The sequence below is a fragment of the Oceanirhabdus sp. W0125-5 genome (assembly GCF_027938815.1).
Lineage (GTDB): Bacteria > Bacillota > Clostridia > Clostridiales > Clostridiaceae > Oceanirhabdus.
This window is the reverse complement of record NZ_CP115913.1, coordinates 2,328,755-2,342,131: the sequence shown is the minus strand read 5'-3', so window position 1 is coordinate 2,342,131 and position 13,377 is coordinate 2,328,755. Positions and strand designations below refer to the sequence as shown.

Sequence of the window (13,377 nt, the reverse complement as noted above, 5' to 3'; positions counted from 1 at the left end):
TATCTTCCGTATTTTTATAAAACTATTATTCCCTCACTTTATGAAAAAAATTAGTTATACCAGTTATGATTTTGCATAATCCTTATACTTTAAGACATATTATTTAAATAAAGAATCTGTCCTATAAGGAGATGTATGTATGAGCGATTTTATATTTAATGAAGAACTGATGCTAAAAATTGATTCAATTCTTGAAGAAAATGATTACTCTGAATTAAAATTACTTTCCATTCTTCTACAAGTACAAGAAATCATTCCTGGAAACTTCATTCCTGAAGTTATAACAAAATATATAAGCAAAAAAATTTCTGTACCTTTAAGTAAAACATATGAAGTTATTACCTTTTTCGAGGCACTTTCAACTGAACCTAAAGGAAAGATAATTATCCAAGTATGTAAAAGCCCTGTATGCACTGTAAAAAAATTCGAGACCATCCTTGAACCACTTCAAAATGAATTAGGAATATCAGTAGGTGAAACTACTGAAGATGGACTTTTTACCCTTCAATACTCTTCTTGCTTTGGGGCATGCGATATTTCTCCTGCAATACGTATAAATAATGAGGTTCATGGTAATCTTACCAAAGATAAAATTAAAGATATAATTAATTCCTATAGGAGGAAATTTCAATGATTGATAAAGTAGATTTCTTTAAAATTAATTTTGGTAAATATGAAATCAATGATATTGAAGGATATAAAAAACTTGGTGGTTTTGAGGCACTACAAAAATCTTTGCTCAATGGTACAGAATGGATTATAAATGAACTAAAAACCTCAGGGCTCCGCGGCCGTGGTGGTGCCGCTTACCCTACAGGTAAAAAATGGGATCAAGCCTCAAAGGTTATTTCTTCAGAAAAAATAATTATTTGTAATGCTGATGAAGGGGAACCAGCTACTTTTAAAGACAGATATCTAATTCAATACGAGCCATACAGTATTATTGAAGGAATGATAATTGCAGCTTTAGCAATCAGTTCAAACAAAGGATATATATATATCCGTGAAGAATATAAACATCTGCATAAACAAACCCAATCAGTAATTGACATTTGCCATGCTAACGGTTATTTAGGTAATAATATTCTTAACAGTGGTCTTGATTTTGATATTGAACTTTTTTCAGGTGCAGGTGCATATGTGTGCGGTGAAAATTCATCTCTTATAGAATCTATGGAGGGTAGGAGCGGCCAACCTAGACTTAAACCTCCATATATAAAACAAAGCGGTTTATTTAATCTTCCTACTTTAGTCAATAATGTAGAAACATTTTCAGCTGCAACTTCAATTTTACGAAGAGGTGCTGCAGAGTTCACAAAATATGGTACATCCCATAGTAAAGGAACTAAACTAATATCTCTTTGTGGTAATATAAATAAGCCTGGTGTTTATGAAGTTCCCTTTGGAATAACCTTAAGAGAAATAATTTATTCATTAGGTGGCGGTATCTCAGACAATAAAAACTTAAAATTTGTTCAACTGGGAGGTTCTTCAGGTGCCTTACTCCCAGCTGCATTAATAGATGTGAAATACTGCTACTCAGAATTAGCAACATACGGTGCTGACGTAGGTTCTGGTGCAATACTAGTTGTCGATGATTCTAATTCATTATTAGATTTTCTAATATCTACAGGAGAATTCTTTTGGCATGAGTGTTGTGGTAAATGTGTTCCATGTAGAGAAGGCACTCGCCAACTTTTAAAACTCCTCAATAATTTTAAAGATGGAAAAGGAACTTCTATTGATTTAGAAACTATGGAGACCTTCTCACATGTAATGAAAAATGCATCATTTTGCGGCCTAGGAAAAACTGCACCAACTTCATTAATTTCTTCCTTTAGATATTTTAGAGAAGAAATGGAAAATTGGGTTAAATAGGAGGAATATTAAATTATGAATACCTGCTCTTTAGAAATAAATAATATTGAAGTTACAGTACCCTCTAATTTCACAATTTTACAAGCTACTAAAAAAATTGGAATCTCTATTCCAACCTTATGTTATCATCCAGATCAAAAAGTAAAGGCAAATTGCAGAATATGTCTTGTAGAAAATCAAAATGGTAAGTTACTAACAGCATGCTCTACCTTAGTTCAAGAAGGAATGAGAATTAAAACCCACTCAAAACTTGTAAGAGATACTCAAAAAGGAGTACTTCAATTAATTTTAGCTAATCATGATCAAAATTGCTTAAAATGCAGTAGAAATGGTAAATGTGAACTTCAAAAGCTCTGTGAAATATTTAATATCTCTAAAACAAATCTTCATGAAGTAGTAGATTGTACAACTCAAGACCTTTCTAACCATTCAATAATTAGAGATCAAAGCAAATGTATAAAATGTAATAGATGCATTGAAATGTGTCAAGAAGTTCAAACTGTTGCAGCCTTAAGCCATGCTCATAGATCAACAAAGTATTCTATTACACCTGCTTATAACAAGAGTTTAGCAGAAACAAATTGTGTTTTCTGTGGTCAATGTGTATCAGTTTGTCCAGTTGGAGCTCTTAGAGAACGAGAAGAAATTGATAATGTTATGGATGCTATTTATAATCCAGATATTCATGTAATTGCACAAATTGCACCTGCAGTCCGTGTTTCAATAGGAGAAGAATTCGGATTTGCTCCAGGTTTAAATTGTGAAGGAAAACTAGTATCAGCGTTAAAACAAGTAGGTTTTGATAAAATATTTGATACCAATTTTACTGCAGATTTAACTATAATTGAAGAAGGTCATGAATTAATTAATAGACTAAAAAACAATGGTGTTCTTCCTATGCTTACTTCATGTTCACCTGGTTGGATAAATTTTATCGAAGCTTTTTATCCAAATCTATTACCTCATTTGTCAACATGTAAATCTCCTCAACAAATGTTTGGAGCATTATCAAAAAGTTACTATGCATCAAAAATGGGCATACCCCCAGAAAAGATATTCACAGTATCAATAATGCCTTGTACTGCTAAAAAACATGAAGCTAAAAGAGAAGAAATGCATTATAAAGAATATCGCGAAGTAGATGCTGTTCTCACAACTAGAGAAACTGCGAAATTAATCAAGTCATTATCAATTAATTTCAATAATCTTACAACTGATAATTTTGATGCTCCTTTTGGAATCTCATCTGGTGCTGGTGCAATTTTTGGTGCTAGTGGTGGTGTAATGGAAGCAGCTCTAAGGAGTGTTTATGAAATTCTTACTGAAACAGAACTAGATGATTTAAACATTTCTTCAGCAAGAGGACTCGATGGAATTAAAGAAGTAACAGTAATGATTGATTCTCTTGAACTTAAAGGTGCTGTAGTTAATGGGCTTAAAAATGCTAGATATATTTTAGAACAAATACAGTCTGGTGAATGTCCATATACTTTTATAGAAGTTATGTGCTGCCCTGGTGGATGTATAGGCGGTGGCGGGCAACCATTTGGTTCTACCGCGGAAGTTCGGAAAGAAAGAATAGATGGTATATATTCAATAGATAATAATAGTACCATTCGTCGTTCACATAAAAACCCACTAATACTACAGCTTTATGATGATTTCTTAATAGAACCTAATGGCAAGAAATCTCATGAATTACTTCATACATTTTATTACCCACATGATAAGGAATAAAAAATAATTGATAATGGATAATGGACAATGGATAATGATGGATGTTTCTGCTTACGCAGAAACTACATCTTATTGTTCGGTGGAACAAGGAGTTTTTACTCATTTTATCTGTGATAAAACGATCACTCCCATCTTCTCCCAACAATAGGATTAAAATTTCACTGAGTGAAATGTCAATCATTATACATTATACATTATCCATTTTCCATTTACTTCAAAGTTCTACATTATCCACTATACATTTGTTTTAATAAAGTCTTTTATCTTCGTGTTTATTATTTATCAGATTGTTAATAATCAAAATAAAGACAGGTGAAAACTTAAGGTGGAGGTGTTCTATGAACATACTGTTTTTATTTATAATTATTTTATCGTCGTATTCCGTATATAAACTTTCTTGCATTTTTCTCTCAAAGATTAATATGCAGATGGAAAATTTATTATATACTGAATCCTTCAATTACGGTTTTATATCACGTAGAATGTTAACTTGCCTTGGTAGAAATTATTACGATTCTTTCTGTAAATTTTTTTTAATGAACAAAGGATTTAGAGAAATCCAAAATATTCAATTAAATATGAAGGAGGTTACTTCTTATATAGCTATTAAGAACGATACTCCTTTCATAGTAATATGCTTTCATTTTAATGAAGAAGAAAATTCCTTAAGCGAAGATATACTCTACGAGATTATTGGAATATTGTCTCATAGAAAAATTTATAATTCGGTTTTAATATGTGATTATTGTAGTGACATTATTGACAACATCAAATTAATTGATAATTATAGTATTGAGTTATATGACTCATTAACCATATGTAATACGTTTTGGCATAATAATAATTTTTTTAAGGTGGAGATTAACTAATGGAGATATTTTTTTTAAAAATTGTACAATATGTCACATTCCTAGTATTTACTCTATGCATTATAGGAACAATTATTAATTTATTTAAATGTATTTCTAAGTATTCAAAAATTAATAAAACACTAACACTTCACAAAAAAAATAATATTTCATCTGAAGATATTAAATCATTAACTGAAAAAGAATATTATCTTTGGATATATAAGTTTCTTATTAAGGAAAATTACATTGATTCAAAGGATTTTACATATACAAATAACCTTCAAGTAAATATTAAAAACTCAATTGTTACAACTAAAAATAATTTGCCAATTTTCATTAAAATAATCAGAACACAGGATGATTCACATATTACTTTAAAAAAATGCCGTGAATTTTTAGGAGAAATGCTTTATAAAAAATGTTCTGTAGGTATATTAGTTTGTAACCATGCATTTTCAAAAGAATGCAAAACTTTTTTAAATACAGTTCCATCAGACTTTAAAATTATTTATTTAAATGATTCAGAAATTATAGAATTTTACAATAAAATTTATGATTTTCCAACATCCTTAGCTTAATGTTAAGGGAATACAACTCATTCTCATTTGAGAACAAATATTTCCAATTTAATTATTGCATTAACTCCATAATACGTTTATAATAGATATATATTTAGAAAAAACGCACAATTTTATTTTCAATTAATATCTTCACTTCCATCTCAATTGAGAATAAAAACATATTTACATAATATTATATTGATTAATTTTAAAAGGAGTTTATATGCAGAAAAATACAATCACAATAGCAAATAGGATTTCAAGAGTAACTATTATTTGGAATGTAATTTTAGCAGTTATAAAATTATTTATAGGTTTTTTAGGACGAAGTTCCGCATTAATATCTGACGGAATTCATTCTTTTTCTGATGTTATAAGTACCTTCTGTGTGTTAGTTGGTTTGAAGCTCTCACAAAAACCAGAAGATAGTGATCACCCTTATGGTCATGAAAAGTTTGAACCAATTTTAACTAAAATTTTAGCTTTTATTCTTTTTTTAACTGCCATATCTATAGGAATGACCGCTATAAAGAACATACTAGCTGGTAACTACACTACTCCAAGTTCTATTACTATTATAGCTGCTCTTTTCTCAATTGGTATTAAAGAATGGATGTATCATTATACACTTAAAGGTGCAAATAAAATTAACAGTTCTGCATTGAAAGCTGATGCGTGGCACCACAGAACAGATGCCTTATCCTCTATTGGCTCACTAATTGGGATTGTAGGTGCACTTATTGGTTATCCAATTTGTGATTCATTAGCATCAATTATTATTTGTTTGATAATACTTAAAGCTTCAATAGATATTTTTCTTCAAGCAGCTAATCAGCTTGTGGATAAAGCCACTGATGAAAACACAATCAATAATATAAAAAATATTATCTTTTCAGTGGAAGGAGTTCTTTCAATTGATAGCTTAAAAACGAGAATCCATTCTAATAGACTATATATCGATCTTGAAATAAGCGCAGACAAGAATCTCTCTTTTGTTAAAGCACATAACATTGCAGAAAAAGTTCATAATAATATAGAAGAACAAATTGAAATAGTTAAACACTGTACAGTTCATATTAATCCAAAGTAAACAAAAGCACGCATAAAAGCGTGCTTTTTAAAGTTTATGTCTCTCAATCTCTTTTAAAACTATCACTTCAATTTCATTCTTATTATGATTTTGCTTATAATCCTGAATAATATTTTTCAAGTCCTTATCATTAAAATCTGGTTTTCTTTGCGTAAGTATATATCCTTTATCCCCTTCAAAAATGATTAGAATATCATTGAATTGATTATTTATCCTATATTTAAAAACCCCTTTAATACTAATATTTTTAATATTAGTATCATAAAACTTTAGTTGTTCTTCAAGCTCCTCAAAATCTAAATTAAGATCTGTTTCTTCTATTTGTTTTTCAATTTCCTTGAAATTAAATCCTACTTCTTCCGTGAGTTCTTTTATCAATTCTTCTCTCAAATTACATAATTTCTCTTCTGTTATTCCTTTTATTTCTGCATACTGATCCATCTGTTCTGTAATTTCTCCAACAAAAAGTTTTCCTTCTGCTAGTTTATCATAAAGTCTGAAAATAAATTCTCTAAACTCATTTACGTCTTTTTCTGTTACTTTGTTACGTAATTGATTAATATCAATAATATCACTCATAACTCTTCTCCTTATGATAACTTGCTTGAAATTTCCCCCTCTTTATTCTGTTTTAAAATCTTCTAATTTTAATTGATCCTTCTTGTTAATTTTATTTCCATCCTCTTTTAACATTGGATCTTTAAATACACTTGGTGATTTTCCAATATTGAAAAGAGTCCAATAAGGGCCTTTAAACACTTCTCCTACTGGCCTTTGCAAACTTTCAATTTCAATCATAGAATATTCATCTAAAATATCTTCATCTAATAATACTTCTTCTGGAAGAAGTTCCACTTGATATGGTGCTTTGAATTTTCCAAGTGGTTTCCCCATTTTGTAATAACTCCAATAAGCATCTTTGCCATAACCATCAGGTCTATTTAAAAATATATTTATTTCTTTTTGGTCAATAAAAACACTCTCTTTATTGTCTATTTTTTGCTCCTGTTCTCTAGCTGTATGATATTCATATAAATCAACATTCATTAAATCACCTTTTAAAATTATTCAATTACTTTAAAGTTCAAATTTATAATTCATTTTCAGTATCTACATTAATAGATTCCTCAGAGATATACCCTTCTTCGATAAATTCTTCCTCTTCTATCTGCAGATTAATCATACCATTTCCCTCTAAAGATGGCGCTTGGAATGAATTCGACTTTTTACTAAGCTTAAATACACTTAAATAAGGATCTTTCCCAGGACTCCAGTAAGCATCTTTTCCAGGAGTAAGTACTGGTCTATATGAAATTTCTTCTACTCGTTGATTATCAATAAATATTTCATCTTCATATGTTTCTTTTTTAATTTTTTCTTTCCACCTTTTATATTCATATAAATCAACATTCATATAGTCACTATCCTTTAAAAAATCTTGAAAAATTCGTAGTCTTCTTCTTTAAATTCTCCACTTTCTAACTCTATATTTTTAAAGAAAGCAGTATCAATAAACGATTCATCTATATAAGACATATCTAAGCTTGGTGGTGGAAAAGGTCTTTCTGGAGCAAACTTAAATATACTCTTATATGGATCAACCCCTGGACTCCAAAAGGGATCTAAACCTGGTTTTGTTATTCTAGTATGCAAAAGCTCACTTCTAACCTTTCCATCAATAAGCATACTTATATCATATGTTTTACTTTGAAAAATAACATTATTTGAATTATATTCATATAAATCAACATTCATAAAATCACCTATTCTTTTTAATAATCAAATCTTTTTCAAATTCATATAAAACTATCTCACAGGATATTCCCCATTCAACTAATCTTTGAATTGTATCCTCATTATAATAAAATAATACAGCTTTCATCGTATTGGACTTTCCTTTAAGCTCCCCTTCATATAAACAATCAATTGTGAAAACTTCTTTACCAATCTTTTTAAAAACCTCATTCTCAAATATAATTTGTTTCTCTTCTTTATTTTTAATTTCTTTTACGAAACATTGATATTTTAGATTATCACTATAATACTCAGCTCTTATGATTTTAAATATTTTAAGTAATTTTAAAATATCATCTTCCTCATGGATTTTAATTCTCTTTTGCTTCCAAATAAGAAGTTTTCTTTTTATTTGTTCAATCCCATTAGATATGTTTAATAGTTCCAGCTTTTGAAGGTTCACCTCAATTTCAAGATTTTTTAAAGGAATACCACATAAAATAGACTTAATCATTTTCTCCATTCTAACAGCAATTTCTCTTGTTTTAGGATTTGTATTATTTTTATTATTACTTATCCATTTTTTTATTTCCAACACTCCATTTTCGAACTTTTTATTGCATTTAATTGTTTTAAGGTTAATGTAATTGTCCTCTCCAAAAAATTTCTTTGTGGAAAATTCTTTGAAACTCACATCATTAATACTCTTAATTTCAATATCATCTTCTCTTTTTATAACTTTATCTTCTATAAATTTCTTAACAGTCTTAATATCTGTTGTTCTGTTTTTCATTGGAATTGCATTCCAGATCATTTCTTTGTATTCCAGATTCATATCCTCTCCTACTCTGGGGTCTAATAATGCAACTACTCCTGAATCCTTACTATTTCTTATCAATCTCCCGACACCCTGTCTTAATTTTAAAATCATTTCAGGAACATTTACTTCCAATAAAGGATTTTGACTTATGCTTCTTTTGAATTCGATAATTGGATCTGGAACAGGAAAAGGTAATCTTGTTACAATCACCTGAGAAAGTGTTTTACCAGGAATATTTATTCCTTCCCAGAAGATTCCTGTACCTAACAATATAGAATTTTCTTCTTCTTTGAAAGCTGTCATTATATTTTCCTGGGATGAATATGGATTCTGTTTTAAAATCTTATAAGAAAACTTTCTCTTTTTTAACTCTTTATATACCCAATTCAAGTCCTCTTTTGATGCAAAAAGTATTAAAGTTTTACCATCAGTCATTTTAATAAGTTTTATAATTTCTTCAATTGCTTCCTTTAAGAAGGCTTCTCTTGATTTCATAGGATGAGGCATTTTATTCTTATAATATACTATAGTATTATTATCATAATCAAAAGGTGACTCTTTTGGTTCAGATAGAATTCCTCTCTTTTCCTCTTGTGGAAACCCAATGTTATTTATTATATACGAGTAACGTTCTTTCAAATCACCATGAAACCTATTTGTCAAGGTAGCGGAAGTTAAAATAATTTTAGGTAGATTTTCTAATTGAAACTCATTTTCCTTTTCTCTAAAAAACAGCTTTTTTATTACTTTATTTATGAACTTAGGTGCAATCATCAACCTAACATTTAACAAATCAGCTTCTTTTCCATTGAACTCTCCCCAAGCGAGAGTATCATAACTCTCATAAACAACATTATAAATATCTTCTTTTATCCTTTTAAGATCTTCAAGAATTTCATCTTGTAAATTATTAAAGTATTCAAACTCTGATACATTAACTATGTCAACTAATGCAATATTTTTAATAACATCATCTAATGTATTAATAATATTTCTTGATATATTCAAAACTTTGTGTCTATTTATATTAAATCTACTCTGTTCAGATCCTTGAAATTTTCCAACTTTCATTTGTTCGTTAATATCATTAGCTAATATCTTAAAATACCTATCTATATCTTTAATTAGGATATTTATTTTTTCAATTTCTTTACTGTTTCCAGTTCTTTTCATAAAAAACTTACTATCATTAAATATGGTAAAACACTTTTTATATGTAAGTTCTTCTTGAAGCACCCCTCTAACTTTTTCTTCAAGATTATGTGCCTCATCAATAGTTATGTATTTTATTCTATTACTGAGCAAAGCTCTTTCTTTTCTAATTTTTTTATGTGCATCAACAATTAATAAATCATGATTACATAATATTATACCATCTGTATTTCCCATCTTATTTCTCTTATCAATAAATACACATTCATTATAGAATTTGCACTTATTAAACAAACAGTTTTTAACATTAACACTTTCCCAAATATCTTCACTTATATCCTCGTTCAACTTTGCTCTATCACCAATATCTTTTACCCAATTCTTAAGATAATTGTATACTTTTGTTTTCTCATAATCCTCTTCAAATAATACTTTACTTCCAAACTCCTCAACTCTTAACCTGCATCCAAAGTGACTCATTCCTTTAGCTAAAACAACCTCTGGAGAGAATCCAAGCTTTTTTGATACCGCCCTTATATCATCCATAAGTTGTTCTTGTAAAGATATTGTAGATGTGGACACTACTACAGGTTCTTTGAATTCTCTATTATATATCATTAAGGGCAATAAATATGCATAAGATTTACCAATACCAACCCCAGCCTCTACCATTATATGTTGATTATCCCTCATAGCTTCACATATATCTAAAGCCATGTCCTGCTGCCCTTCTCGTTCTTCGAATCCGAGTTTAGGTAAAAAATCCACAAAAAATTCGTATACTTCATTTGTAATAACCTTTTCAATAATCTCTCTATCACTTTTATTTTCAATATCTTTTTTAAACAATTTAATCACCACTTTCAATAATTATTATCAATTTAAAATTATATTCATTCAATTTCTTGTTTTTATTCCCTAAATACGGTATAATGATTTTGAAAAAAGAATAAACCGTGCTAGGGGTGTCATTTGGCTGAGAAATAGATTTTAATCTATTACCCTCATACCTGATCTGGTTAATACCAGCGTAGGGAAGCTATTATATCGAAGGTTCTAAATTGCCTATATGTATAGTAATATTTAGACATTCTATTAAGACAACCCTCCAGCGCACAATGCAAAGGAGGTTTTTTTATGAATAATTTTCTAGAAAGTATTAAACAATTGATTCAATCACCATTTGTTTTATTAGCATTAGCAATTCTATTTATAATTACTATGGCTTTTATTATCTTTAAAAAAGTTAAACTAACTCCAAAGTTAATTTCAATAATCGGAGTTGTTGTGGCTTTAACCTTTGTCTTAAATTTAGTAGTTTTATTTAAGATGCCTCAAGGAGGAAGCGTAACATTAGGTAGTATGGTTCCAATAATAATTCTTGCATTAATTTATGGCCCAGAAGTAGGATTTCTGGCTGGATTTATCTTCGGATTAATAAATCTTCTTGTTAGTCCTTACATTGTTCACCCTATACAAGTTCTATTTGATTATCCATTACCATTTATGATGTTAGGTTTAGCTGGATTCTTTAAATATAAACAATCCAACTATTTTAATGGAGTCATTTACAGATTATTAGGTGTAACTGCTGCTGTATTTGGAAGGTTTATATTCCACTGGCTTTCTGGTGTGATATTTTTTGGACAATATGCCCCTGAAGGAATGTCTCCTTATTGGTACTCCTTCATATATAATGGTTCTTATTTACTACCTGAGTACATCATATGTATTTTATTAATTATTTTCATACCATTTAATAGATTAAAAAGCACTTCAAATCGAATTGATATATAGCAACAAAAAGCATAGAGCTGCGCTATAATGCTCTATGCTTTTTATTTATTATTTAATCTTTTTTTATTATATATTACTCCTGTTACTCCGTCAATATTAAGAAGTTTTTCCATAAGCACCTCTACACGTGCCTTATCTTCCATCTTAATCTGCATACTAATATTTAATTTTCGTATTTCTTCTTCTTCTTCTATACTATCAATTTTAATATCAATAATACTCATTTTATTTTTAGCAAATATACTCCCAATATCTCCAATTAATCCTATCCGTTCTTCACACTCTAACTCAAATTTATGAAATTTTGAAACTAAGATTCTTCTTTCAAACAATCCAAGTAATATCAAAGAAATTAACACAAAAAATGTTGTTACTAATGCTCCCCCATAGTATCCATTTCCTAAGGCTAAACCTATACCTCCACAAACCCATATGCTAGCTGCTGTAGTTAATCCTTTTACACCACTGTTATCTCTTAATATTGTACCTGCTCCTAAAAAACCGATTCCACTTACTACCTGTGCAGCTAACCTTGCAGGATCTCCTCCATTAAACCCATACATGGATATTAACATAATTAAAGTAGCACCTAATGTTACCAATACATGAGTTCTTAGTCCTGCAGGTCTATTTCTAACTTCTCTTTCAAATCCAATACATCCTCCCAGTATTACAGCTAAGGACAATCTTAAAATCATTTCGCCTAGAGTTAATCCACCAATTTTAATAAAAAAAATAAACTTTTCCCCCTTCTGACATATTATTTATCATTAAATTTCTACATCTCTTAAAAATGGTATTGATGTTTGTGCTCCTATTTTTGTTGTTGCAAGAGCTGCACACTTTGAAGCAAATTCCACTGCTTCGTCCATAGATTTATTTATGCTTACTGCCATTGCAGCATTGAATGTATCACCCGCTGCTGTAGGATCAATAGCATTAACCTTCCAAGGATTATATTTTTTAGATATTGTCTTATCCATATATATACAACCCTTTGACCCTAGTGTTACTATAACCTTCTCCACTCCTGATTCAAGAAGCTTTTTTACCCCTTCAATTATATTTTTTTCTCCCGTTAAATGAAATAATTCACTTTTATTTGGAGTAATAAGATATACCTTCTCTAAAATCTCTTTTTTAATTGTAGTTGCGGGAGCAGGATTTAGTATAACTTTCTTTCCCCACTTATGAGCTAAACCAATAGCACTCTCTACTGCGCTCATGGGAATTTCTAATTGAATTAATATAATGTCGCATTCTTTAATAAGCTCTTCTGATTGTTCTATATGTTCAGATGTTAATTGATTATTAACCCCTGGGTTTACAACTATTGTATTTTCACTATTATTATTTACTGAAATAACTGCCATACCCGATGGCCCCTCCAGCTTCCTAATTCCACTAATGTCCACCCCATTGTTTTTTAAATTCACAAGCATATCTTTTCCAATTGAGTCATTCCCTATAGCCCCAATCATACACACTTCTCCGCCTAATCTACTACATGCAACAGCTTGATTAGCACCTTTTCCTCCAAAGGCTGTTGAAAAATCTCGTGCTAATATTGTCTCTCCTTCTTCTGGTAAGCGCTCTACCATAAAAGTATAATCAAAATTAAGGCTTCCTATTACTAAAATTCTCATATTATAAAACACCTCTTAATTTTTACTTTTATTACTCTTATGAAAATTATATTTCTATTTCCCCCTTTAGTCAAATCCACCTCCTTTTCCTTTTAATCAAATATATGTTAAT

Annotated in this window: 14 protein-coding genes and 1 riboswitch; of the genes, 7 read left to right on the top strand and 7 right to left on the bottom strand. The window is 29.6% G+C overall.

The window, feature by feature from the left end; genetic code table 11:
* The first annotated feature begins 139 nt into the window (after nucleotides 1-139).
* The 6 genes from OW730_RS10880 (at nucleotide 140) to OW730_RS10855 (ending at nucleotide 6,116) form a co-directional block, all read left to right on the top strand.
* The gene (locus OW730_RS10880; RefSeq protein WP_271229045.1) at nucleotides 140-634 is read left to right on the top strand and encodes an NADH-quinone oxidoreductase subunit NuoE family protein; all 495 of its coding nucleotides are present in this window, start codon (nucleotides 140-142) and stop codon (nucleotides 632-634) included.
* On the top strand, nucleotides 631-1,878 hold the full coding sequence (locus OW730_RS10875) for a complex I 51 kDa subunit family protein (protein ID WP_271229044.1): 1,248 nt from the start codon (nucleotides 631-633) through the stop codon (nucleotides 1,876-1,878). The genes OW730_RS10880 and OW730_RS10875 overlap by 4 nt, the downstream gene beginning before the upstream one ends.
* 15 nt (nucleotides 1,879-1,893) lie before the next feature.
* Nucleotides 1,894-3,615 (top strand): NADH-dependent [FeFe] hydrogenase, group A6, encoded by a 1,722-nt coding sequence (locus tag OW730_RS10870; protein ID WP_271229043.1) that lies wholly within the window; start codon nucleotides 1,894-1,896, stop codon nucleotides 3,613-3,615.
* A 536-nt stretch (nucleotides 3,616-4,151) separates the two neighbouring features.
* Nucleotides 4,152-4,484: a hypothetical protein gene (locus OW730_RS10865; RefSeq protein ID WP_271229042.1), complete on the top strand. Its 333-nt coding sequence runs from the start codon at nucleotides 4,152-4,154 to the stop codon at nucleotides 4,482-4,484.
* Nucleotides 4,484-5,044, top strand: coding sequence for a restriction endonuclease (locus tag OW730_RS10860; protein ID WP_271229041.1), 561 nt, complete (start codon nucleotides 4,484-4,486; stop codon nucleotides 5,042-5,044). Before OW730_RS10865 ends, OW730_RS10860 begins: the two co-directional genes overlap by 1 nt.
* 205 nt (nucleotides 5,045-5,249) lie before the next feature.
* Nucleotides 5,250-6,116: a cation diffusion facilitator family transporter gene (locus OW730_RS10855; protein ID WP_271229040.1), complete on the top strand. Its 867-nt coding sequence runs from the start codon at nucleotides 5,250-5,252 to the stop codon at nucleotides 6,114-6,116.
* A gap of 27 nt (nucleotides 6,117-6,143) precedes the next feature.
* On the opposite strand, the gene OW730_RS10850 is transcribed toward OW730_RS10855, so the two are convergent.
* The 5 genes from OW730_RS10850 to OW730_RS10830 are packed head-to-tail and all read right to left on the bottom strand — an operon-like array spanning nucleotide 6,144 to nucleotide 10,671.
* Nucleotides 6,144-6,695, bottom strand: coding sequence for a DUF3867 family protein (locus tag OW730_RS10850; protein WP_271229039.1), 552 nt, complete (start codon nucleotides 6,693-6,695; stop codon nucleotides 6,144-6,146).
* A 42-nt stretch (nucleotides 6,696-6,737) separates the two neighbouring features.
* Nucleotides 6,738-7,163 (bottom strand): hypothetical protein, encoded by a 426-nt coding sequence (locus tag OW730_RS10845; protein WP_271229038.1) that lies wholly within the window; start codon nucleotides 7,161-7,163, stop codon nucleotides 6,738-6,740.
* A gap of 43 nt (nucleotides 7,164-7,206) precedes the next feature.
* Nucleotides 7,207-7,530 (bottom strand): hypothetical protein, encoded by a 324-nt coding sequence (locus OW730_RS10840; protein WP_271229037.1) that lies wholly within the window; start codon nucleotides 7,528-7,530, stop codon nucleotides 7,207-7,209.
* Nucleotides 7,531-7,544: 14 nt separating this feature from the next.
* Nucleotides 7,545-7,871 carry a hypothetical protein gene (locus OW730_RS10835; RefSeq protein ID WP_271229036.1) on the bottom strand — a complete coding sequence of 109 codons (327 nt, stop codon included), beginning with the start codon at nucleotides 7,869-7,871 and terminating at the stop codon, nucleotides 7,545-7,547.
* A gap of 4 nt (nucleotides 7,872-7,875) precedes the next feature.
* The gene (locus tag OW730_RS10830; RefSeq protein WP_271229035.1) at nucleotides 7,876-10,671 is read right to left on the bottom strand and encodes an ATP-dependent DNA helicase; all 2,796 of its coding nucleotides are present in this window, start codon (nucleotides 10,669-10,671) and stop codon (nucleotides 7,876-7,878) included.
* 102 nt (nucleotides 10,672-10,773) lie between these two features.
* A riboswitch (TPP riboswitch) is annotated at nucleotides 10,774-10,876 on the top strand.
* 83 nt (nucleotides 10,877-10,959) lie between these two features.
* Here OW730_RS10830 and thiT point away from each other — a divergent pair.
* Entirely contained in the window at nucleotides 10,960-11,619 is a 660-nt protein-coding gene (gene thiT, locus OW730_RS10825) for an energy-coupled thiamine transporter ThiT (RefSeq protein WP_271229034.1), read from the top strand.
* A 41-nt stretch (nucleotides 11,620-11,660) separates the two neighbouring features.
* On the opposite strand, the gene OW730_RS10820 is transcribed toward thiT, so the two are convergent.
* Together OW730_RS10820 and rbsK are read right to left on the bottom strand one after the other, a co-directional pair.
* Complete coding sequence (locus OW730_RS10820; RefSeq protein ID WP_271229033.1) at nucleotides 11,661-12,317, bottom strand: MgtC/SapB family protein; 657 nt, start codon at nucleotides 12,315-12,317, stop codon at nucleotides 11,661-11,663.
* 72 nt (nucleotides 12,318-12,389) lie between these two features.
* The gene (rbsK, locus tag OW730_RS10815) at nucleotides 12,390-13,265 is read right to left on the bottom strand and encodes a ribokinase (protein WP_271229032.1); all 876 of its coding nucleotides are present in this window, start codon (nucleotides 13,263-13,265) and stop codon (nucleotides 12,390-12,392) included.
* Nucleotides 13,266-13,377: the final 112 nt, after the last annotated feature.

Excerpts from the sequence above, each read along its gene's own strand:
- OW730_RS10820 (WP_271229033.1), bottom strand. The coding sequence starts at position 12,317 with ATGATTTTAAGATTGTCCTTAGCTGTAATACTGGGAGGATGTATTGGA.
- OW730_RS10875 (WP_271229044.1), top strand. The coding sequence starts at position 631 with ATGATTGATAAAGTAGATTTCTTTAAAATTAATTTTGGTAAATATGAA.
- OW730_RS10850 (WP_271229039.1), bottom strand. The coding sequence starts at position 6,695 with ATGAGTGATATTATTGATATTAATCAATTACGTAACAAAGTAACAGAA.
- OW730_RS10855 (WP_271229040.1), top strand. The coding sequence starts at position 5,250 with ATGCAGAAAAATACAATCACAATAGCAAATAGGATTTCAAGAGTAACT.
- OW730_RS10845 (WP_271229038.1), bottom strand. The coding sequence starts at position 7,163 with ATGAATGTTGATTTATATGAATATCATACAGCTAGAGAACAGGAGCAA.
- OW730_RS10880 (WP_271229045.1), top strand. The coding sequence starts at position 140 with ATGAGCGATTTTATATTTAATGAAGAACTGATGCTAAAAATTGATTCA.
- thiT (WP_271229034.1), top strand. The coding sequence starts at position 10,960 with ATGAATAATTTTCTAGAAAGTATTAAACAATTGATTCAATCACCATTT.
- rbsK (WP_271229032.1), bottom strand. The coding sequence starts at position 13,265 with ATGAGAATTTTAGTAATAGGAAGCCTTAATTTTGATTATACTTTTATG.
- OW730_RS10835 (WP_271229036.1), bottom strand. The coding sequence starts at position 7,871 with ATGAATGTTGATTTATATGAATATAATTCAAATAATGTTATTTTTCAA.
- OW730_RS10865 (WP_271229042.1), top strand. The coding sequence starts at position 4,152 with ATGAACAAAGGATTTAGAGAAATCCAAAATATTCAATTAAATATGAAG.
- OW730_RS10870 (WP_271229043.1), top strand. The coding sequence starts at position 1,894 with ATGAATACCTGCTCTTTAGAAATAAATAATATTGAAGTTACAGTACCC.
- OW730_RS10860 (WP_271229041.1), top strand. The coding sequence starts at position 4,484 with ATGGAGATATTTTTTTTAAAAATTGTACAATATGTCACATTCCTAGTA.
- OW730_RS10840 (WP_271229037.1), bottom strand. The coding sequence starts at position 7,530 with ATGAATGTTGATTTATATGAATATAAAAGGTGGAAAGAAAAAATTAAA.